The organism is Novosphingobium sp. 9 (genome assembly GCF_025340265.1).
Classification (GTDB): domain Bacteria; phylum Pseudomonadota; class Alphaproteobacteria; order Sphingomonadales; family Sphingomonadaceae; genus Novosphingobium.
This window is the reverse complement of sequence record NZ_CP022707.1, coordinates 2320370-2341245: the sequence shown is the minus strand read 5'-3', so window position 1 is coordinate 2341245 and position 20876 is coordinate 2320370. Positions and strand designations below refer to the sequence as shown.

Below are 20876 nucleotides of genomic sequence, written 5' to 3'. Positions count from 1 at the left end.
GCGGAAAAAGCGAGGGCTCCGATGGCCTCACTGGCGTGCGGTTCGTGGATGCGGCAAGGCGCATGGATAATGCTCGACAACACTGCCATTGAATCTGCCGCTCTGGGCCTTCTCAACCGCTCGCTGCCCAAGGTGCAGTGGACGCATGAGGCGCATTTTGCGGCCGTGCTGTGGTTGCTGCGCCATCGTCCCGAGTCTTCCGAGCCTGCCGCTTTGCGCGCCATTATCCGCGCGTACAACGAAGCGACGGGAACGGCGAACACCGACAGTTCGGGCTATCATCACACGATTACCCTGGCCTCGCTGCGCGCGGCGAAAGCATGGCTCGATGATCGACAACTCGCTGATGTGCTTGCCGAAATCATGGCGTCATCGCTGGGGCGTTCCGATTGGCTGCTGATGCACTGGAGCCGGGGGCGGCTGTTTTCGCCGCTCGCCCGGCGTGACTGGGTGGCGCCGAATCTGGTTGATTTGCCGTTCTGAAGGCTGTGTTCGCGGCGACAGCTGAAACGCACTAAACCTGCGCAAGGCCGTCCTTTCCGTAAGGCCATAACTGAGAAGGGCCGCACCGATATCTCGGTACGACCCTTCGCATGGTCAGCGGCCGGGAAGTGCCGCCAGTGAGACCTTTATCGCAAGCGCTCAAAAGAGCGTATCAGCGATAATGCCTCACGACGGAAATTGCCGACCTCTCTGCTGAACCATGAGACATCGGATCACCTCCTTTCGCGCTGTTGAGCCATAGGCGCCGCATCGCTGCGGCTGGGACTTCGGCTGCGCCCAGGCGCGTAAACCGGGGGCCGTTGTCTTGAGGAAAATGTGTCGCATTCCGCAGTGCATCACAAGACTTGTAATCCTGTTTTTTGCGGTCAATATCGTTGCTTCCCGCCCGTTATCCCCAGCGAAACGGCGCAGGGATCGGAGCCTTTTCGCCGTTGTTTCGGCAAAGGCCCGCTGCGTGCCCGAAAGGCACGAAAACGGCGCAAATTCTCCCAATTACCTGCGCACTTTTACACAATTGACGCGAGAGAATCGCTGCCGGGACCGACCGAGAACGTCCGCTCTCAGCGGCAGTCCTCGATCACCCGGCCAACCTCGGCCCAGCTGGGCAGGTAGAGCGTGGGGGCGCCGCTGGTGAACACCGCGAAGCGGCCGCGGCTGAAGGCCATGGCATCGAGCTGCGGATCGTTTGCCGCCAGCGTGATGGCAAGTCCGCCGGGCACCGGGCTCGCGGTGAAGCTGCGCGCGCCGTAGGTCGTGGTGATCTGCATGGTTGCAGGCGTGGTTATCGAGGAGGTGCGCATCAGCACCACTGCGCGGGCGGCGCGGTTGCAGGTCAGCGAAAATAGGCTTCCACCTGATAGATCGCCATAGCTGGCGCGCGTGCCGCCGCTGACCGGTCCCCATGTCCAGTCGCCCATGGTGCGCGGGGCATCTCGCCAGTCCTGTGAAACGGGAGCGGCAGGTGCAGAAGGCGAGGTCGGCATATATTGCGGCGCGGGGCGCGGGGGCAGGTGATGACCGTGATGGCCTCCGCCGGGCGCCTCGGCCTGCGGTACGCACGCTGCTGCCAGCAGGGAGGTCAGGGCGGCGCCTGCCGCAAGAATTGTACGGCGCGGTGTCGTGGGCGCGCGGTTGTCTTGGGGGCGGAGAGCGCGGATAACGGGGCGGGCCGGATTTGCCTTCATCCCCTCGGTATGGAATGAGGCGCCGCCTATCACAAGGGCCCTTTGCCGATGACCGACCCACACCAGCCCCAATCTGCCCCAACGCCTGCCGAGGCGGATGCCGCCCGCAAGGCGCCCGAAAAGCCCGCCGCCAAGCAGCGCGTCGATCAGATGCTGGTGGACAGAGGCCATGCCGAAAGCCGCACGCGGGCACAGGCGCTGGTGCTGGCGGGGCTGGTCTTCTCGGGCGAGACCAAGATCGCCAAGCCCGGCCAGTCGCTGCGTGGCGATGCGCCGCTGGAGGTGCGTGGGCGTGATCATCCCTGGGTATCGCGTGGGGGGCTGAAGCTTGCTCATGCCATCGCGCACTTCGGTCTCGATCCGAAGAATGCCGTTGCCATGGACGTTGGCAGTTCGACCGGCGGCTTTACCGATGTGCTGCTGACGAACGGCGCTGCGCATGTCTTCGCGGTCGATTCGGGCACCAACCAGCTGGCATGGAAACTGCGGCAGGACCCGCGCGTCACGGTGATGGAGCAGACCAGCGCGCGGGTGCTGACGTCCGAGATGATCGACCGGCCTTATGGCTGGGTGGTTTGCGACGCCAGCTTCATCGGCCTGTCCAAAGTTCTGGAAGTGCCCTTGCGCCTTGCTGCGCCGCACTGCCGTCTGGTCGCGCTGATCAAGCCGCAGTTCGAGGTCGGGCGCGGCGAGGTCGGCAAGGGCGGCGTGGTACGCGATCCGGCGCTGCACCAACGCGTCTGCAACGAGGTGCGCGACTGGCTGGAAGCGGACGGCTGGCAGGTGCAGGGCATCGTCGAGAGTCCCATTACGGGACCTGAAGGCAACGTCGAGTTCCTGATTTCCGCGCTTCGTGCCCCTCAAGGCGAGGCAAATGCGGGATAAACCTTGCGATTGCGCGAGCGGCACACAGCCTGCACAAACCGTCCCCTGTTCCAGCGAACCTCCCGATTCGGAGGGTTCGCGCCACGGAGTACGAAACGCCGATGCACTCGATTGCCTCTCCCGGTCAGTTGCGGGCCAGTTTCTGGCGCTGGACTCTGGTGATCGTGCCGCTGGTGATCCTGCTCGGCTTCATCTCAAGACGCGCCTCGGTAAGCGGGCCGGACAACCCGTGGTTCGCCGCGCTGGTGAAGCCTTCGGTTTACCCTGCGCCGCTGGTGTTCCCGATTGTCTGGTCGCTGCTCTACGTGATGATGGGCCTGGCCGCCGCGATGGTTGGTGCTGCCAGAGGCGCGCGTGGGCGTGGGTTGGCGCTGGTGTTCTTCGGCGTGCAACTGGTGCTCAACCTTGCGTGGTCGCCGGTGTTCTTCGGCGCGCACAAGATGCATGCCGGGCTGGTGGTGATCAGCCTGCTCGACCTCGCGGTGATCGTCACCATCGCCGCCTTCTGGCGCGTGCGTCGCCCTGCCGCGCTGCTGCTGGTGCCCTACCTCGCGTGGATTCTGTTCGCGACGTATCTGAATTACGCCTTCCTTCAGGCGAACCCCGGACAGGACGGCGCGCAAGGCTCAGGCGCAGTGCAGCGGATCGAGATCTGAGGGGGAGGGGATGCCCGGCGCGCTGCGTTTCCTGTTACCTCTCCTGTTGCTGGCGAATGCGCCAGCAGAAGTCGATCATCCGCAGACCTATCTTCTTTCCATCGATAAGCTGGGGCTTACCGGGACGGATCAGCTCAACAGCTTCTCGTTCGATACTTGGGGTGTGACGGTGAACGCAGTCTGCCATATTCCGGAGGGTTGGACGATCACGGCGGGCGGGAGTCTTACCCCGGACGGTGTGATAAAAGGGGAGGGAAGTCTGGGCACAAGCTGGCTTATGGAAACGAGCGGGGGTGAACTGCAAAATCTTTTGCTCATCACGATGTATGCGCCGGTCCAGCAGGACGACATCAAATGGCCGGGTGGCGAAATCCCGGCGACCTTCAAGGGAACGGCGACCATTGGGGCAGGCGATGATACGCGCGAAGAGGTATTGAGCGCGAAGAATATCACATTAGTCCCCGCCAGCGCCTGCAAGGCTCCAACGACCAAGGACAGTCAAGGTGGGGTGACGGGTTCTCCATAACGTCACCCCAGCGCAGGCTGGGATTGCGGTGGGCAGGGCGCTTCATCGAGAGCGGTCCCAGCTTCCGCTGGGACGACGAGTGGGGAGGGAGACGAGATGTAACTCCCTCTTGCGATAACGCGCACAAGCCGCCATCTAGGCGCCATGCAGAGCGAAAACCCTTTCATCGCCGATGTCGTCAAGATGATGAACAGCGCCGCCGGCACCCTGGCCGGCATGACCCGCGAAGCGCGCGATTCGGCGCGCGAGCGGTTCCGCGAGATGCTGGGCGACATGGACTTCGTCAGCCGCGAGGAATTCGAGGCAGTGAAGGAAATGGCCGCTTCCTCGCGCGCCGAGGTCGAGGATCTGAAGGCGCGCATCGCCGTGCTCGAAGCTAAAGGTTGATCCTAAACCCCCATTTCGATTTCCGTGAGCGCGTCGGGCCTTCCGGCGCGTTCGTCGTTTGGGGTGTCTGAGACGTGCAGCTTCGCACCACCGCGCTGGTCTGCGCCGTGCGCGCACATGGGGAGACAGCCTCGATCGTCCGTCTGCTGACCGTTGAGGCGGGACTGGTCGCGGCCTATGTCGCAGGCGGGCGCGGGCGCGAATTGCGGCCCGTGCTGATCCCCGGAAACCGGGTGGAGGCGGACATCCGCTCGCGCACCGAAAGCCAGCTGCCTTTTGCGCGGCTGGAACTAGTGCAAAGCCGCGCGCCCTGGCTGACCGAGCCGCTGCCCGCCGCCGCGATCGGCTGGGTGACGACGCTGACCGCCGCCGCCTTGCCCGAGCGCCAGCCGTATCCGGCGCTGCCTCCTGCGCTCGATGCGCTGCTCGATGCGGTATGTCTGGCCCCCTCAGCACGCGGATGGCTGATCGCGCTGCTTTCCTACGAAGTGCTGATGCTGCGCGAACTGGGCTATGGCGTGCCGGTCAGCCGCCCGGAAGACGACGACTGGGAGGCGATGCTGGCGGTTTTCGATAGGCTGGGCACCCAGCTTTCGCGCTATCCGCTTGCCGATCGCCGCCAAGACGCTATGGCGGCCCGCGCTTTGCTGCGCGAGCGGCTGGCGCGTATCAGCGGTTGAAAGACGAGGAAGCGGACATCATGCGTATCGCGGTTTTTGCAGGCGACGGAATTGGCCCCGAAGTGACTGAACAGGCTGTTCGGGTGCTCAAGGCGCTTGATCTTCCGGGTCTCGAACTCGTCGAGGGCGATGTCGGCGGTGCGGCCTATCACAAGCACGGCCACCCGCTTCCCGCTGCAACGCTGGAGATAGCGCGCTCGGCCGATGCGATCCTGTTCGGCGCGGTTGGCGATTTCGCGCTCGATCATCTGGAGCGTGCGCTGCGTCCCGAGCAGGCCGTTCTGGGTCTGCGCAAGGAACTGGGTCTGTTCGCGAACCTGCGCCCCGCGCAGGTGTTCAAGGGGCTGGAAGACCTGTCCTCGCTGCGTCCTGAAGTGTCGGCCTCGATCGACCTCCTCATCGTGCGCGAGTTGAATGGCGACGTGTACTTCGGCGAGAAGGGCACCCGCACGCTCGAAGACGGCCGCCGTCAGGGCTGGGACATGATGTCCTACGCCGAGGACGAAGTGCGCCGCATCGCACACGCGGGCTTCAAGGCGGCGCTGACGCGTGGCAAGAAGCTGTGCTCGGTCGACAAGGCCAATGTGCTGGAAACCTCGCAGCTCTGGCGCGACGTGATGATCGAGGTCTCGGCGGAATACCCCGAGGTCGAGCTGACCCACATGTATGTCGATAACGCGGCGATGCAGCTGGTGAAGAACCCCGGCGCCTTCGACGTGATCGTCACGGGCAACCTGTTCGGTGATATCCTCTCCGATCAGGCCAGCATGTGCGTGGGTTCGATCGGCCTGCTGGCCTCGGCCAGTCTCGCGGAAGGCAGCTTTGGCCTTTACGAGCCGATCCACGGTTCGGCGCCGGACATCGCGGGTAAGGGCCTTGCCAACCCGATGGCGACGATCCTCTCGGCGGCCATGCTGCTGCGCCACTCGCTGGGCCTTGAGGTCGAGGCGCTGCGCATCGAGGCCGCGGTCGCGGCGACGTTGGCCGATGGCATCAAGGGCGGCGATCTGGGCGGCAGCCACGGAACGCGCGAAATCGGTGACGCCGTGCTCGAACGCCTGTAAGAGCGATCGCTGACGGAATTTTCAGGTTTAGATTTTAAGACACCCTACGCATGACCATCACCGGTACACACATCGCTCTCGATACTGCGCCGCAGGCAGACCTGCGCCCGCTCGAACTCGCCATCGTCCTGCCGACCTATAACGAGCGCAAGAACATCGCCACGATGGTCGAGCGGATCGACAAGGCACTGGCAGGCATCGCGTGGGAAGTGATCTACGTCGACGACAACAGCCCCGACGGCACTGCCGACGAGGTGCGCCGCATCGCGCAGGAAGACACGCGCGTGCGCTGCATCCAGCGCATCGGTCGCCGGGGCCTTGCCAGCGCCGCGATCGAGGGCATGTGCGCCACCAGCGCGCCCTTCGTCGCAGTGATGGATGCCGATCACCAGCACGATCCGGCGCTGCTGCGCGGCATGCTGGCGGCGGTGAACTCAGGCGAGTACGACCTCGCCTATGCCTCGCGCTTCGCGGAAGGTGCGAGCACCGAGGAGTGGGGCCGCCCCGACCGCGTGAAGGCCTCGGGCTTCGCCAACAAGATCGCCAACAAGGTGACGGGTGTCGAACTGACCGACCCGATGAGCGGCTTCTTCCTGATCCCCGCCAAGATACTGCGTGCCGATGCGCATCGCCTTTCGGGCGTGGGCTTCAAGATCCTTCTCGATATTCTCGCCACCGTTGACACGCCGCTGCGGGTCAAGGAATTTCCCATGAACTTCGCCGCCCGCGCGGAAGGCGAGAGCAAGCTGGACCAGACCGTCGTGTTCGAATTCCTCGTTGGCCTTTACGACAAGTGGCTCGGACGCATCATCCCGACGCGCTTCGCGCTGTTCGGCACGGTGGGCGCGATGGGCGTGGTGGTTCAGGTCGCCGCGCTGTGGGTGCTGCTGCACTTCGTGTTCGGCGTGCGTTTCGTGATCGGCAACTGGTCGGAAAGCACGACCTTCAACGTTGCCAACGCGATTGCGGCGCTGGTGGCGATGACCTTCAACTTCGTGTTGAATAACGAACTGACCTATTCCGACAAGCGCCTGCGCGGCTTTGGCCCGGTGCTGCGTGGCTGGGCGCAGTTCGCCGTGGCCTGCTCGCTGGGCCTGCTGACGAACGTTGGTTCGGCGGCCGTGCTCAAGACCATTGGCATCCACTCGGCCATCGCGGTCGTGACCGGCATCGTGCTGGGCGCGGTGTGGAACTTCGCGCTGTCGTCCAAGTTCGTCTGGGGCAAGTACTGACCCGGCGTTCCCTGCCGATCATCTGACGAAAAGGCCCGCGCAACCGGATGGTTTCGCGGGCCTTTTCGCATCTTCTGCATGTGCATTCGCCAGTTGTGGCTTCATAGGAATGACCAGGGAGGCAGTGTCCGCAAGCGCCCCGTTACAGACATTTCTCTATCTTGCACGATGGTCTGAAAGCAGACAGAACCAAGCCAAAATGAATGGCGTGAGAACCCAATGGTCTATGTATTTTGCCATGTTGAAGAAGTCGGGGACGGCTTTCCGCCAATGTGCGACATGACCTTTGAAATTATCGGCAAGGAATATGATGAAGCTAGCGCGTGTTGGCACCTAGCTTTCCGAGCAGATGCAACCGCTTATGAGCCTATTGGATTCGGCGCGACGATCCCGGTTTCTGGATGGCGAGAGCAAGTCGATGGGGATGGTGAAAATGCATTCCACAGCTTTTGGGGAACTGTCACCCTTCATTCACGCGGCGTCGAAAGTGATCGACTGCTGGGCCTTCTAGCAAAAGAATATGGCATCCCAGCGCCACAAGAAACAAGGGGTTTTCTCCAAAGAATACTAAAAAAGAAAAGCGATGGAATTGATCAGGGGTGGATTTTTGCAAATAGCATTGAATGCTTCGCTGTTGGTATCAATTCAAATCCATCATTAATCAATAATGAGGTTGTTCATATGAAGCTCTTCTTGGAAGACGGTGTCGAAAACGGCCGCTTTGCAGAAGTATTTTTCAATGTCGATATGGATCAGGGGTTCGCAGCGTTAAACGAAAAGGACCAAGAATATCGGGCAGATTTAGTTCATTGGTTATCGCTTCCGGGTAACGTCAATGCAAATCCATATTAAGGCGGACAACCTATCTGCTGGGAGTTGATGTCCTCTATAGCCTAACGTGCGCCCTAAAGCAGGCCGTCCGTTCACCACCCATAACAGAAGTTGCACTGGGGCCCCGTCCGGTTAGGTCTCTGCGTTCCCAAGCCTTTCGGCCTTCCCGCAGGCGGGAGGGCAAAACGGTGCGCGACGGATTCCCCTGTCGCTTGCCGGGGGGGGACGAGACTTGCAGAGTCGCAGCGGGGTGGGCCAACGCGACGGTTGCTCACCACCCATCGCAGATCGGTGATATATTCGGTCAGTTCGCTCTCTGGCGGGGCAAGCCAGACTGGAAACGACCACCGTGGGCGCCTAGCTTCCGGAGCCTCGCTGATTGCGTCGCGCTGCCTCGAAGGCTGGGAGTTTTATACCCTTGGTGCGGCTGGTGAGGTGGTATTGGCGACACAGCGCACAGCGATAGGGGCGCAAGGGGAAGGGCGCGCGTTCGGCCACGGCGAGGGCGTCAGCCTCGCTCGCATAACGGGTCTTGCGCTGGCAGACGCTCCAACTGGTCTTCGTGCCCAAGCGCGTCAGCCGAGCAGAGCGGCGCCCAGCGCCATCAGCAGCTTCACGTCCATCGCGTAGCCTGCCTCGCGAAAGTCGGCGATGGTCTGGCTGATGCTGGCGAGGGGGGCGCGGTGGACGCGGATATCCTCGTCCTCGACCCCGCCGCCTGCGCCGACCTTTTCGAGGCCGTGGGCGCGGAACAGGGTGAAGCTTTCGCTGACCATGCCGGGCGAGGAGTAGAATTCGCCCAGGTTCTCCATGCGCGCGGCGCGGTAGCCGGTTTCTTCCTCCAGTTCGCGCGCGGCGGCCTTGGCGGCGTCCTCACCCTCGCTGCCTGCCGTATCCCCGACGAGCCCGGCGGGCAGTTCGAGGCAGCGGCGGCCCAGTGGCACGCGATACTGGTCGACGAGGATGACGTGGCGCTCTCCGCTTTCATCCTCGTCCACTGCAAGGATCACCGCAGCGCGAATGCCGCGCGCGCGACCGACATATTCCCAACGCCCCTGCGTGTAGGCGGCGATGAACTTGCCCTGCCACATCGTCTCGCGCGGGACCTCGGCATCGAGGGGGAGCTTGGTTTCGGTCATACTTCGATCAGCCTGTCGGGAAGTTCGTTGATATCGTCATCGGCGCGCGGGAAGTGCGGGGCAAGGATATCGCCTACCTGCTCGACCGCGACGGCCATGCCTTCGGCCACGCGGCCTTCGCGGACATGCGAGAGCAGGGCGCTCATCGCGCTGCCCCAGACTTCTGGGGCTACTTTGGCGGCGATCGCGCGGTCGGCGACGATCTCGGCGCGGTGCTCGCGCATGGAGAGGTAGATCAGCACGCCGGTCTTGCCTGCGGTTCGCTGGTCGGCGGCAATGCGGAAGGCGCGCAGAGCACGATCCCGCACGCGGGCGCTCTTCACCGCTCCGGGGATCAGCCAGTAGCGCAAGGGCGCCCACATCTGGATCAGCATCATGCCTGCGAACTTGAAGCCGCAGACGAACAGCGCGACCATCAGCACCGAGTGCGGGGTCCATTCATGGCCCCAGTCGGCAAACAGCCGGTCATAGAGGCGCAAGTAGAAGTCCGGCGCCAGCGCCAGCCCCCAGAGCGCGAGGAAGGCGACGCCCGCCGCCCAGCTGAGCGCGACGTCGGTATAGCCGTCGGAACGCTCGGCCAGGATCGTGACGATCTCGCCCGAGCTTTTCAGTTCGGCCGCGGCGACTGCGTCGGCCACGCGCTGGCGGTCGGCGTCGGTCAGGCGCGATGGCGCGGATGTGGTCTTGGTCATTGCCCCCGGTTCCCTTTACCAGCTGCCGCTCGAACCGCCGCCGCCGAAGCTGCCGCCGCCGCCCGAGAAGCCGCCACCATCGCCGCCGCCAAATCCACCGCCGCCAAAGCCACCGAAACCGCCGCCTCCGCGATCATCGTCATCGTCATCCCAGCCGCCCAGCGGGGGCATCCAGATGATCGGCCCCCCACCCAATCCGCCACCCATGCGGCTGCGGCGGCCACGAGCGCGCAACTCGTTGAGAATCGGCAGGGCGACGAAGAACAGGATGAACAGGATGAAGATCACAGTGCCCAGCGAAACACCGTCGCCAGCGCTCTGCTGATGCGATTTCTGCGCTTGTGCGGCGACCTTCTGCGCTTCCTCTGGCGGGAGCGTCATCTGCTTGATGAGCGCGTCGGTCCCGGCCTCGATCCCGCCGGGCATGTCGCCGGCCTTGAAGCGCGGCAGGATCTGCTGGTTGATGATGAGGAAGGTCAGGCCGTCGGTAAGGATCGGCTCCATGCCGTAGCCGACCTCGATTCGCACCTTGCGCTCGTTGGGGGCGACAAGGAGGATGGCCCCGTTGTCCTGTCCCTTCTGGCCGATGCCCCAGCTGCGCCCCAGCTGATAGCCATAGTCCGAAATCTCGTAGCCCTGCAGGCTGGAGACGGTCGCCACCACCAGCTGGCGGTTCGACTGCTGTTCGAGCGCGGCCAGCTTCTGGTCCAGCCGCGCAACTTCGTCGGCAGGCAGGATATGCGCATCGTCGACGACGCGGCCGGTCAGCTTGGGAAACTGCGGACCGCTGGCAGCGGCGTCTGCCCACGCCGATGGCGCGGACAGACCCACAAGCAGCAGCAGGAAAAGCGCGGCAAGCGCGCGCAGGTGCTTCACCGGATCAGATCTTGCCTTCGAGGCTCGGCGCGACGTCGGCACCCGGCGTCACCGCCTTGTAGGGCACCATCGTCGAGGCACCGCGCAGGCGCGCGCCAATCATCGTCGGGAAAGTGCGGACGGTGGTGTTGTAGTCCTGAACCGAGGCGTTGTAGTCGCGGATGGCGATACGGATGCGGTTCTCCTGCCCCTCAAGCTGGCTCTGGAGCATCTGGTAATTGGTGTTCGACTTGATGTCGGGATAGGCCTCGACGCTGGCGAGCAGGCGGGAAATGCCCTGGCCCAGGTTCGCCTGCGCCTGCTGGAAGGCCTGCATCTTGGCCGGATCGTTCAGATCGTCGGCAGTGAGGTTGATCGAGGTGGCCTTGGCGCGCGCCTCGGTCACACCGACGAGGATCGACTTTTCTTGCTCGGCCGCGCCCTTGGCGACGGCGGCGAGGTTGGGCACGAGGTTGGCGCGTTCCTGGAAGGCCGCCTCGACATCGGCCCACTTGGCCTTGGCGGCTTCCTGCTTGGTCGGCACCGAGTTGAAGCCGCAGGCGGCGAGTGCGAACAGCGCCAGCGAAACGACGACGACGCGGCCCCGGCGGGCGGCAGCGGACAGGCTCATGAACAGGAATCCTTTTGTTCGAATGGGGAACAACCCCATCCCTGCTGCGATAGATAGCAAGCGGCGGGGCGCGTTCAAGCGGGATCGCTGCCGGATTGCCTGCGGGCAATGCTTCGTAACTATCGCGGCTCGATGTAGCGGGGCTGTCCGCAAGCCTGCGGCCAATGCGCGATAGTGAACAAAGAATTGAGGCGGTCCTGCGGCTGTGGCAGGGTCGTTTCCGTATCAGCCCATATATTACATGCCAGGGGAGAAACGGCGTGGCTCTGTTTGACGAATTCAAGAAGTTCATTGCGCGCGGCAATGTGCTCGATCTGGCGGTCGGTGTGATGCTGGGCGCGGCCTTCGGCAAGATCGTGACCTCGCTGACCGAAAACGTGATCATGCCGGTGATCGGCGCGATCTTCGGCACCATCGATTTTTCGCGCTTCTATATCCTGCTGGGCTCGATCCCGCCGGAACTGCAGTCCAAGGCGACCGACTATGACGCGCTCAAGACCGCAGGCGTGCCGATGATCGGCTATGGCATGTTCATCACGCAGGTGATCAACTTCCTGATCATCGGCTTCGTGCTGTTTCTGCTGGTCCGCTCGGTCAACAAGCTGGTCGAATCGGCCAAGAAGCAGGAAGCGGAAGAGGCCGCAGCGGCACCGGCGGCAGCGACCGTCGATCCGCAGCTCGAAGCGCTCAAGGAAATCCTTGAGGAACTGCGCAAGGGACGCGGGGAAGCCTGATCGCTTCCTGCCCCTTCGGGCATCATCAACAGGGAAGGGCGGGGCCATGCGGTCTCGCCCTTTTCTTTTGGCGCGAGTTCCCTATATGGACCCTTGCCGGTTTCGACCGGCTATGACGATAAATTGTGCCGAGTAATAGATGCAGCGGACCCGGGGGCGGTACCCGGCGGCTCCACCATCACCCGTCTTCGTTCACGGAGACTCCCTGTTGTCGCAGGGGTGATGACGGGGCCGAACTAGGATCGACGTGTGTTCAAAAGCGGTGTTTTCGTCCGGGCTGAGTAACCCGTTAAAGGCTCAAAACTCATAAGTGCCAACGACAACGAAGCACTTGCTCTCGCTGCGTAATTCTAGGGCCTAACGGCCTGACTTTACAAAGCCAGAACACGGTTGGACCCACCGGGTAACAGAAGGGATTCCAGGGGCTGGGGGCGAGCCTTGCAACAGAATCGCCCCACCGTTCCAGATAGAGGTGGTTCAGCCCGCGAACTGTGCAGCTTCAGGCTTCGCGGGCGTCCTTACGGCTGCGCGCATCGTTGTCGTTACCGGCGAGCGCGGCAGGAGCCGGGGCGAGGCGTTCGCGCTCGGCCTTTTCGTATTTCAGGCAATCGAACACCTTGGCGCCTGCAAGCACGACCGAGCCCATGCAGGCGAGGAACAGCAGCTTGCCGCCGAAACCCGGAAAACGCGCAATATAGACGGTCCCGCGCTCGGTCGCGCCGAGAGCCAAGGCGTAGATGATCATGCACGCTTCCCAGCGGGTCTTGATCGTGAACAGGCGGGCAATCTTGCGGAGCATCGTCATCCTCTTGCTGCCCGGCCTGCGAAGCAAGTCCCATGCCAATTGCGCAATTTACGCAAGAAGAGATGGCGTGAAGGGATGAGGGTGTAAACCGGGTCGACACAGGGTGTCGGATTTCGGGACAGGTTCTCGCAAGCGTTTCCGGCCATGTGGCGCTATCTCCCGGAAGGCGTCGCTTCCCCAAAGAAACAGCGTTTGAACGGCGGCGAAGTTCCCGCGCGGCGGCGAGCCTCAGCGATCGAGGAAGAACCGGGCGCTGCCGTTGTTCGGTGCCGGTTCGGCAAGATACTGGCCGCGGGAAATCATCATCACCCTGCACTGGTCCACGCGCATGTCTACTGCCATGAGCGTCAATGCTCCGGCTTTCGGTGTTTACGGTGCGGCATCTACGCTGAGGTGGTTATCCGAGGCGGCCGATTTTACTGGCGCGATGTAGGCCGGAGAGGGCGCCTGGGCGGCCTTAAGGCCGTCCGCAGGTGCGGAGGCAGGCGCTACGGCGCTGATGATCGCGGCGCCAGCGCCGATTGCAATCCAGAAGCTCATGGCAGTCTCCCTGTCTTGATCGCTATGATGACATGACCTTCCCGGCGAGATCCGTCCTGCGTAAAACCGTTCGGGATCAGCGCGTCAGGACGCGGGCGATGCTGACGAATTCGGTGACCGAGAGCGTCTCGGCGCGGCGCTGTGGGTCGATGCCGAGCGTCTCCAGCGCCTCCAGCGCGCCGGGAACGCCTTTCAGGCTCTGGCGCAGCATCTTGCGGCGCTGGCCGAAGGCGGCTTCGGTCACGCGCGCCAGCACCCGCATCGAAACGCCTTCGGGCGCGTCGCCGGGCACGACATGGACGATGGCCGACATCACCTTGGGCGGCGGCGTGAAGGCGCTGCGGTGGACCTTCATCGCCAGACGCGCATGTGACCGCCACTGTGCCAGCACGGCAAGGCGGCCATAGGCGGAAGTATCCGGCTCGGCGACGATGCGCCGGGCGACTTCCTCCTGGAACATCAGCGTCAGCGATTGCCACTGCGGGGGCCACGCCTCGCCGCCGAGCCAGCCGATGAACAGCGCGGTGCCGACGTTGTAGGGCAGGTTGGCGACGACATGCCACGGGCCCTCGAACAGCGTTTCGGGCGCGATCTTCATCGCATCGCCCTCGATCACTTTAAGCTGGCCGGGGAAGGCCTCTTCCAGTTCCGCCAGCGCGGGCAGGCAGCGGCGGTCCATCTCGATCGCGGTGACATTCGCACCTGCGCGCAGCAGCGCGCGGGTCAGGCCACCGGGGCCAGGGCCGACCTCAAGGACGTTCGCGCCGTTCAGGCTGCCGGGAATAGCGGCGATGCGATCGAGCAGTTGCTCGTCGAACAGGAAGTTCTGGCCGAGGGCCTTGCTGGCCGAAAGGCCATGCCTGGCAATGACTTCGCGCAAGGGGGGAGCTTGGGAGCGGTCACGAGGCGAGCGCTCCGGCGCGACGGGCGGCGCATTCGCCCGCCATCCGCAGTGCCGCGATCATGGCGCCGGGGCTGGCGATGTTCTGTCCGGCGATGCCGAACGCCGTGCCGTGATCGGGCGAGGTCCGCACGATTGGCAGGCCGAGCGTGACGTTAACGCCCGCGTCGAAGTCCAGCGTCTTGATCGGGATCAGCGCCTGATCATGGTACATGCACAGCGCCACGTCGTAGCCTTTGCGCTCGTGTGCGGCGAACAGGGCGTCGGCAGGACGCGGGCCGCTGACGTCGAGCCCCTCGGCGCGCAGGGCGGCGATGGCAGGGGCGATGATCTCGATCTCCTCGCGCCCCATGCGTCCGTCCTCGCCCGCGTGCGGGTTGAGGCCGGTAATGGCGATGCGCGGGCGCTCAAGGCCGAAATCGCGGGCGAGCGCTGCGGCCACGACGCGGGTGCGGCGCAGGATAAGGTCATGGGTGATCCGGGCGAAGACTTCGCTCAGCGCGCAGTGGACGGTCAGCGGCACGGTGCGCAGGTTCGGCCCGGCCAGCATCATCACCGCATCGCTGTGCGCAACGCCGCTGGCATCGGCCACGAATTCGGTCTGGCCCGGCTGGGTGAAGCCGACTTTGGCAAGGTGTGACTTGGCGATGGGGCCAGTGACGATCGCACCAGCCTCACCGGCAACGGTCAGCCGCGCCGCTTGGCTGAGAGAGGCGAGGGCGAGGCGAGCCCCGTCCTCGTCCGGCTTACCGGGGCGATAGGCTCCGTCGAGGCTTCCCAGTACGGGCAGCGCCGTGCCGAACGCGGCAGGCGCCTGCGCGGGGCTGTCGATGAGAACAACGGGCAGATCGATCCTGCGCGAGGCCGCGGCGGCGCGCAACACTTCGGCGCCGCCTACCGCGAAGAACGGCGCAAGGCCTTGCTCTTCACGCGCGGCCCAGGCGGCCGCGATCAGTTCCGGGCCGACGCCGGCCGGATCGCCGAGCGAGACCGCGATGGGCTGCTCGGGCGAGGGTGCTCCTGCCATGGCGTCAGCGCCTTTCGTCGGCTCAGTTGTACTCGATCACCGCGTCGCGGCGAAGGTCGCGCAGGTACAGCTGCGCACGCTTGCCGATGCGGTCGTCTTCCATCTGCGACTGCAGCTGCTCGAAGTTCGGGCCTTCGTCGTCAGCCTGCTGCGGATCGTCACGACCGCAGAGCATCAGCATTCGGACGCCATCCTGCAACGAGCCGAAAGGGGGCGAGACTTCGCCGACCTGCATCTTGAGCACGGTGTCTTGCAGCGAGGCGGGCAGATCGCGCGCCTTGACCTGATCGTTGGCGACGACCGTTGCACCGATCGAAGCGGCCACCTTGTCGACCGCGCCGCAGCCCTTGGCTGTGTGGATCGCGTCCGAGAAGGTCTTCGCCTTGTCCGAGGCCTGCTGCTCGGTCGTCCCCTTGGGGAAGGTGATCGAGATCTGCTTGAGGGCCAGCACCGCATCGCGCGGGTCGGCCGTGAGCACCTGGCGCTTGTCGATCAGATAGAGGATGTCAAAGCCGCCGGGCACTTCGACCGGGCCGACCATCTGGCCGGGCTGCATGGTCTTGGCGGTATCGGCCAGGACCTGCGGCAACTGGGCGAGGTGGATCCAGCCCAGATCGCCGCCGACTGCTGCCGTCGAGGCCTGCGAGTACTGGCGCGCATAGGCGACGAAGCTGCCGCCCTTCTTGAGCTGGTCCATGATCTGCGTGGCGTTCTGGTGAACCTGCTCGGCGTTATCAGGGTTTGCCGAAAGGTAGATTTCGCCGATGCGGTATTCGTCCGTGCCCTTCGAAGCCTTCAGGCGGGCGATCACTTCGTTCACTTCGTCTTCCGAGACGTTCACGAAAGGCGCGACCTTCTGCTGCAGCAGGCGCTGCCAGGCCATTTCGCCCTCGATCTGGCGCTTGAGCGAGGAGGGGGCGGAGCCGATGCGCTTGAGGTATGCATCCATCGCATCGCTGTCCTGCCCGAAGTTCTGGGTGGCGACGCGGTTGTAGGTCTGGTCGATGTCGGCCTTGTCGACGGTGACGTCGTTGGCCTTGGCTTCCTGGATCTCGAGCGTTTCGTCGATCAGGTTGCGCAGAATCTGCATGCGCAGGCGGTTCATTTCCTCGGGCTGGATCTTGCCCTGGTTGGCCGCCACGATCAGCGCGAGGCGCTGGTCCACATCGGTGCCGGTGATGACATCGCCGTTCACCACGGCGGTTGCGCGGCGCACGTTGGGGTTGTCATTGCCGAAGATCTTCACGTCACTGGGAATGACGATCTCGCCCTGCGCGGAAGCGGCGGGCTGCATGTCCTGATCGTCGTCCTGCTGGGCCTGGGCGACGGCGGCGACAGGCGCCAGGAGCGGACCGGCGACCGTGCTGCCGAGAGCGGCATAGGCGAGCGCGTGCTTCAGGAACCTGCTGCGAGTGAATGCTTGCACCGTTTAATCAATCCCGTCTTCGACCCGCCCGAACCTGACATGAAGGTTGCCGGGGCCTGAAATCCGTTAATCCTGCCGCTTCGACCGCTTGGGGAACCCGCGCCCCGCAGCCGGACATGGCGTGTGAAAATCGTGCCGCGCGGCGGCTTAACGCAAAATGAGCATAGCGGATAGCGCCTTTGCGCAAGGCTGCCAATGGTGCGCCGACCTGCGGCGCGTGCTTCGCGGTCCGATCAGCGATTCCCCAAATTCTTCAGCGCGAAGCTGACCATGAAGGAGTCGCCGCGTTTGGCGTCGCCGTTGGTGATGTAGTTGCGTCGCCAGGTGAGGGCGATCTGCATGCAGTCATCCTCGTAGGCGACGCCCATGCGCGTGCGCAGCGGCTGGAAGCCGTTCGAGCCATATGTCGGATCGTCCGCGCTGTTGGTCAGGTTGATGACCGTCGAGCCGAACATCGACCAGTAGCGGTGGAAGGCCGCGCGCGCGGCGACGCGAACTTCCTCGCGGTCCTGCAGATCCTCGATCGTTTCGTCGATATTGCGATCGAGCTTGGTGTAGCCGACTTCGAGATACGTCTTTGTCGAGCCGACCGAGGCGTCGATCTCGTTGCGGCGCACCGCCATCGTGTCCTTGTCGAGACGGAAGCGGTGAATGAGGCTGACGAAGTCGCGATAGCGGATTTCGGTGCGCCCCACGATATCGGAAAGCGTGCCGCTGAAGCCCGTTCCCTGCGGCATGCCGCTGGTGTCCCGCGTCAGCCGCACCGACTGGCCGATATTGGTCTTGATCTTCCAGCGCGGTCGCTCGAACTGCCAGTCGAATCCGTAAGTCAGCCGCACGCCGTCTTCCACCCGGTCATAGCCGGGTAGCGGTTGAGCGAGAACAGGTTGTCGTCTTCCAGCTCGATCGAACGCGAATCCTCGTCGGGGATCGAGAGGTTCTTGGTCTTGGGTGTCGCCACCAGCTGGATGCGTGGCGTGAAGACCTGCGTGCCGCCCCAGACCGCACCGACCAGCGGCCATTTCACATCGACCGCCGCAGTCGCCACGACACGGCCCTCCCAGCCGGGCGAACCGGCGTAGAGCGCGGTGTCGTTGAGATCGTTGTCGCTGGAGTGATAGACGTCCCCGCGCACGAGGCCGGTGAAGATCACTTCCTGGCCCCACGGCGTCAGCTTGCGCAGCGACCATTGCGCCTTGGCGAAGGCGCGCTGGGTGTCCTGCCCCTGACTGCGCTGGATGCCCAGCGTGTTGAGTTCTGTCTCGAACACGCCGCCCAGCAGCGGATCGTTGAAGCGATGGCGATAATCGATGACCGGCAGCGCGACCGGGATCTGCCCTTGCGCAGTGTCGGCGATCATCGTCTGCGTGGCGTAGGCGCCGATCGACAGATAGCTGTTCTGATCGATCCGCTCGACATTGACCATCGAGCGCAGGCGGTCGTCGTCGCTGATGTTGTAGCGGCGCAGGAACGTGCGGTCGGTCGCCCGGCGCAGCGAGAACGTCACGCTCCAGTTCGGATCGAGCTGGAACTTGCCGTTGGCGAAGATATAGCCACGCAGCGCGTTCTCGCTGTCGGGCGTGGTGATGTCGTCGATCGAGGTGCGTTTGCTCGACGTCAGGTAGCCGGTGATTTGGAACGCGCCCTTGCTCGTCAGCTGGCGATATTCCAGCTCGCCCATCGGCGCACTGTTGGTGAACAGCGTACCGGTGGTGGTGAGGTCCTTGTCAGGCGCGATCTTCCAGTAGTACGAACTGCTGACGGCCAGGCCGTTCGACGCGCTCGATCCCACGTTGGGCATCAGGAAGCCCGAGACGGACCCACCGTCGGTGCTGACCGTCACGCCGAACATCGGGATCTGCACGGCGTTGAACAGTTCGAGCCGCGCGTGGTGGAAGCTGACGCGCTGCATCGTCTCGCTGTACGTCACCTTGTCGGCGAGAATCTTCCACGTTGGCTGGCGTGGGCAGCCGTTGGCGCCGATCACGTCGCAGCCGGTATAGGCGGCGCGGTTCAGGGTGACATCGCCATTGGCGTTGCGCTGGCCGGAGTTCGCGGCAAGGCGGCCGCCTTCGCGCAGCGCGAGAAGCAGGTTCTGCATCGCGCCGGTCTTGAACTCGTCGGTCAGTTCGGCGCTGTCGGTGTAGACCTGATTGCCGTTCTCATCGACCATGCGGACATTGCCGGTGGCGAAAATCTTGCCGTTGGTGCGGTTCCACGTCACCTTGTCGGCACGGACGGACTGGTCCTGACGGCGCAGCACGACATTGCCGGTGGCCGTGACCGTATCGCCGTTCTTGTCGTACTGAACGTTGTCCGCCTCGAACGCGACGGGAATCGTATTGGGATCGGTGGACGCTGGCGGGGCAGGCGGCTGGCCGGGGATCGGTCCGCTTTCCACCGGGCGCATGAGATCCTGCGCAAAGGCAGCGGTCGAGCCGAAGCCTGCCGTCAGGCCGATGACCAGCGCGCCAAGCGACAGCGATCGCAGCGCAGGCAAACGATTACCCGAAAGGGGCAAGCGATTACCCGGCAGGGAGTATCGCGAACGGAGCCCGGAACGAACGATAAGGGCTTGGCGTGGTGTCGGCACGGCAGGGAGCATGGGTTGCCTATCGCACCGCACGTGCCTAACTGCAATCCGCAGTTGCGGTGAAGCGCACAACGATGCGTGTTCGCCGGGGCCGCTCGCGATTTTCAGGAGTCTTCATGCATATCCAGTTCCTCGATGCCGCCACGCCTTCGGCCGGTCTTCTCGTCAGCCTCGTGAATCAGGATGCACTGCCTGCCGCCATCGAGCCGGTGCTGGCCGAAGGCGCACGCCGTTCGCGCTTCGCGGGCAAGGTGGGGCAGGTCTTCGAAGGTTTCGCCGAGCGTGAGGGCAAGGTCGTGCGCGTGGCGCTGGCGGGCCTTGGTGCTGCCGATGCCGCAGATCGCGCCGAAGCCGCCGAAAAGGGCGCCGCCGCCGTGGTCGCGCGCTATCTCGTTTCGGGCGAGACGTCGCTCGCGCTCGATTTCACCGATGCCGGTCTGACGGCTGAGGAAGCCTCGCGCGCGGTGCTCGCGGCCTCGCTGCGTTCGTGGCGCCATGATGTCTATCGTACCAAGCTGCCCGAAGACGCGCGTCCCAGCCTCACCACCATCGAAGTGATCGGCGCGCCCGAAGGCACCGAAACGCTGTGGTCGGGCGAAGCGGCGCTGGCAGAGGGCGTGGCGTTCACCCGCGAACTGGTGACCGAACCTGCCAACATCATCTATCCCGAAAGCTTCGTCGCCCGCTGTCAGGCGCGTATGGCTGACACCGGCCTGAAGATTCGCGTACTCGGCGTCGAAGAGATGACCGCGCTCGGCATGGGTGCGCTGCTGGGCGTGGCGCAGGGCTCGGTGAAGCCCGCGCAGCTTCTGGTGATGGAGTGGAACGGCGGCGCCGAAGGGCAGGCTCCGGTCGCCTTCGTCGGCAAGGGCGTGTGTTTCGACACCGGCGGTATCTCGATCAAGCCCGCTGCCGGCATGGAAGACATGAAGTGGGACATGGGCGGCGCGGGTGCCGTCGCGGGTGCCATGCTCGCGCTCGCCAAGCGCGGCGCCAAGGCGAACGTCGTGGGCGTGTGCGGCCTTGTCGAGAACATGCCCGACGGCAATGCCCAGCGCCCCGGTGATGTCGTCACCTCGATGTCGGGCCAGACCATCGAGGTCATCAACACCGACGCCGAGGGCCGTTTGGTGCTCTGCGATGCGCTCACCTGGGTCCAGCGCGAGTACAAGCCCGCCCGCATCATCGACCTCGCCACGCTGACCGGCGCGATCATCCTCAGCCTCGCGCACGAATATGCAGGCCTGTTCACCAACGACGATACGCTGGCCGCCGATCTGACGGCGGCAGGCAATGCCTCGGGCGACCGTCTGTGGCGCATGCCGATGGGCCCGGCCTACGACAAGATGATCGACAGCCCGATCGCCGACATCAAGAATGTCGGCCCGCGCTGGGGCGGTTCGATCACCGCCGCGCAGTTCCTCCAGCGCTTCATCGAGAACGGCACCCCCTGGGCGCACCTCGACATCGCGGGCACGGTGTGGACCGACAAGCCCGGCGCGACGTGGGACAAGGGCGCCTCGGGCTTCGGCGTGCGCCTGCTCGACCGTCTGGTCCGCGACACGCTGGAAGGCTGAGCCTTGC

21 protein-coding genes, 1 other RNA gene and 1 pseudogene are annotated in these 20876 nt (G+C 64.3%); 12 read left to right on the top strand and 11 right to left on the bottom strand.

Annotation, left to right across the window (positions count from 1 at the left end; all coding sequences use genetic code 11):
- The first annotated feature begins 69 nt into the window (after positions 1-69).
- The gene (locus CI805_RS11470; RefSeq protein ID WP_260923392.1) at positions 70-483 is read left to right on the top strand and encodes a hypothetical protein; all 414 of its coding nucleotides are present in this window, start codon (positions 70-72) and stop codon (positions 481-483) included.
- A 581-nt stretch (positions 484-1064) separates the two neighbouring features.
- On the opposite strand, the gene CI805_RS11465 is transcribed toward CI805_RS11470, so the two are convergent.
- Complete coding sequence (locus CI805_RS11465; RefSeq protein ID WP_260923391.1) at positions 1065-1688, bottom strand: hypothetical protein; 624 nt, start codon at positions 1686-1688, stop codon at positions 1065-1067.
- 48 nt (positions 1689-1736) lie between these two features.
- On the opposite strand from CI805_RS11465, the gene CI805_RS11460 reads away from it, so the two are divergent.
- The 8 genes from CI805_RS11460 to CI805_RS11425 all read left to right on the top strand — a co-directional run bounded on the left by CI805_RS11460 (position 1737) and on the right by CI805_RS11425 (position 7970).
- Entirely contained in the window at positions 1737-2573 is an 837-nt protein-coding gene (locus CI805_RS11460; RefSeq protein ID WP_409934891.1) for a TlyA family RNA methyltransferase, read from the top strand.
- Positions 2574-2674: 101 nt separating this feature from the next.
- Positions 2675-3229 (top strand): TspO/MBR family protein, encoded by a 555-nt coding sequence (locus CI805_RS11455; protein WP_260923390.1) that lies wholly within the window; start codon positions 2675-2677, stop codon positions 3227-3229.
- A gap of 10 nt (positions 3230-3239) precedes the next feature.
- Entirely contained in the window at positions 3240-3755 is a 516-nt protein-coding gene (locus CI805_RS11450; protein WP_260923381.1) for a hypothetical protein, read from the top strand.
- 144 nt (positions 3756-3899) lie between these two features.
- Complete coding sequence (locus tag CI805_RS11445) at positions 3900-4142, top strand: accessory factor UbiK family protein (protein ID WP_260923380.1); 243 nt, start codon at positions 3900-3902, stop codon at positions 4140-4142.
- Positions 4143-4216: 74 nt separating this feature from the next.
- Positions 4217-4822 carry a DNA repair protein RecO gene (locus tag CI805_RS11440; protein WP_260923371.1) on the top strand — a complete coding sequence of 202 codons (606 nt, stop codon included), beginning with the start codon at positions 4217-4219 and terminating at the stop codon, positions 4820-4822.
- A 20-nt stretch (positions 4823-4842) separates the two neighbouring features.
- Positions 4843-5886 carry a 3-isopropylmalate dehydrogenase gene (leuB, locus tag CI805_RS11435; protein WP_260923369.1) on the top strand — a complete coding sequence of 348 codons (1044 nt, stop codon included), beginning with the start codon at positions 4843-4845 and terminating at the stop codon, positions 5884-5886.
- Positions 5887-5936: 50 nt separating this feature from the next.
- Positions 5937-7118 (top strand): glycosyltransferase, encoded by a 1182-nt coding sequence (locus tag CI805_RS11430; protein WP_260923367.1) that lies wholly within the window; start codon positions 5937-5939, stop codon positions 7116-7118.
- A gap of 279 nt (positions 7119-7397) precedes the next feature.
- On the top strand, positions 7398-7970 hold the full coding sequence (locus CI805_RS11425) for a hypothetical protein (protein ID WP_260923365.1): 573 nt from the start codon (positions 7398-7400) through the stop codon (positions 7968-7970).
- Between the two features lie 554 nt (positions 7971-8524).
- Here the strand turns inward: CI805_RS11425 and CI805_RS11415 are convergent.
- Genes CI805_RS11415 through CI805_RS11400 form a run of 4 tightly spaced genes read right to left on the bottom strand, consistent with a single transcriptional unit; the run spans position 8525 to position 11266 of the window.
- Positions 8525-9088, bottom strand: a complete 564-nt coding sequence (locus CI805_RS11415) for an NUDIX hydrolase (RefSeq protein WP_260923361.1) — start codon at positions 9086-9088, stop codon at positions 8525-8527.
- On the bottom strand, positions 9085-9780 hold the full coding sequence (locus tag CI805_RS11410) for a TPM domain-containing protein (RefSeq protein WP_260923358.1): 696 nt from the start codon (positions 9778-9780) through the stop codon (positions 9085-9087). The genes CI805_RS11415 and CI805_RS11410 overlap by 4 nt, the downstream gene beginning before the upstream one ends.
- Positions 9781-9795: 15 nt before the next feature.
- Positions 9796-10656 carry a TPM domain-containing protein gene (locus CI805_RS11405; protein WP_260923350.1) on the bottom strand — a complete coding sequence of 287 codons (861 nt, stop codon included), beginning with the start codon at positions 10654-10656 and terminating at the stop codon, positions 9796-9798.
- 4 nt (positions 10657-10660) lie between these two features.
- Positions 10661-11266, bottom strand: coding sequence for a LemA family protein (locus tag CI805_RS11400; protein WP_260923344.1), 606 nt, complete (start codon positions 11264-11266; stop codon positions 10661-10663).
- 260 nt (positions 11267-11526) lie between these two features.
- On the opposite strand from CI805_RS11400, the gene mscL reads away from it, so the two are divergent.
- Both mscL and ssrA read left to right on the top strand, forming a co-directional pair.
- Complete coding sequence (gene mscL, locus CI805_RS11395; protein ID WP_260923343.1) at positions 11527-12000, top strand: large conductance mechanosensitive channel protein MscL; 474 nt, start codon at positions 11527-11529, stop codon at positions 11998-12000.
- 56 nt (positions 12001-12056) lie between these two features.
- Positions 12057-12459: a transfer-messenger RNA gene (gene ssrA / locus CI805_RS11390) on the top strand.
- Positions 12460-12499: 40 nt separating this feature from the next.
- Here the strand turns inward: ssrA and CI805_RS11385 are convergent.
- From CI805_RS11385 to CI805_RS11360, 6 genes and pseudogenes are all read right to left on the bottom strand, one after another.
- Positions 12500-12799, bottom strand: coding sequence for a hypothetical protein (locus CI805_RS11385; RefSeq protein WP_260923342.1), 300 nt, complete (start codon positions 12797-12799; stop codon positions 12500-12502).
- A gap of 375 nt (positions 12800-13174) precedes the next feature.
- On the bottom strand, positions 13175-13345 hold the full coding sequence (locus CI805_RS11380; RefSeq protein WP_260923339.1) for a hypothetical protein: 171 nt from the start codon (positions 13343-13345) through the stop codon (positions 13175-13177).
- A gap of 76 nt (positions 13346-13421) precedes the next feature.
- Entirely contained in the window at positions 13422-14225 is an 804-nt protein-coding gene (rsmA, locus tag CI805_RS11375) for a 16S rRNA (adenine(1518)-N(6)/adenine(1519)-N(6))-dimethyltransferase RsmA (RefSeq protein WP_260923334.1), read from the bottom strand.
- Positions 14226-14244: 19 nt separating this feature from the next.
- Complete coding sequence (gene pdxA / locus CI805_RS11370; RefSeq protein ID WP_260923333.1) at positions 14245-15273, bottom strand: 4-hydroxythreonine-4-phosphate dehydrogenase PdxA; 1029 nt, start codon at positions 15271-15273, stop codon at positions 14245-14247.
- Between the two features lie 22 nt (positions 15274-15295).
- Positions 15296-16567: a peptidylprolyl isomerase gene (locus CI805_RS11365; RefSeq protein ID WP_260927954.1), complete on the bottom strand. Its 1272-nt coding sequence runs from the start codon at positions 16565-16567 to the stop codon at positions 15296-15298.
- A 365-nt stretch (positions 16568-16932) separates the two neighbouring features.
- A pseudogene (locus tag CI805_RS11360) lies at positions 16933-19109 on the bottom strand (LPS-assembly protein LptD).
- Between the two features lie 299 nt (positions 19110-19408).
- Between CI805_RS11360 and CI805_RS11355 the strand changes: the two are divergent.
- On the top strand, positions 19409-20869 hold the full coding sequence (locus CI805_RS11355) for a leucyl aminopeptidase (protein ID WP_260923332.1): 1461 nt from the start codon (positions 19409-19411) through the stop codon (positions 20867-20869).
- The last annotated feature ends 7 nt before the right edge of the window (positions 20870-20876 follow it).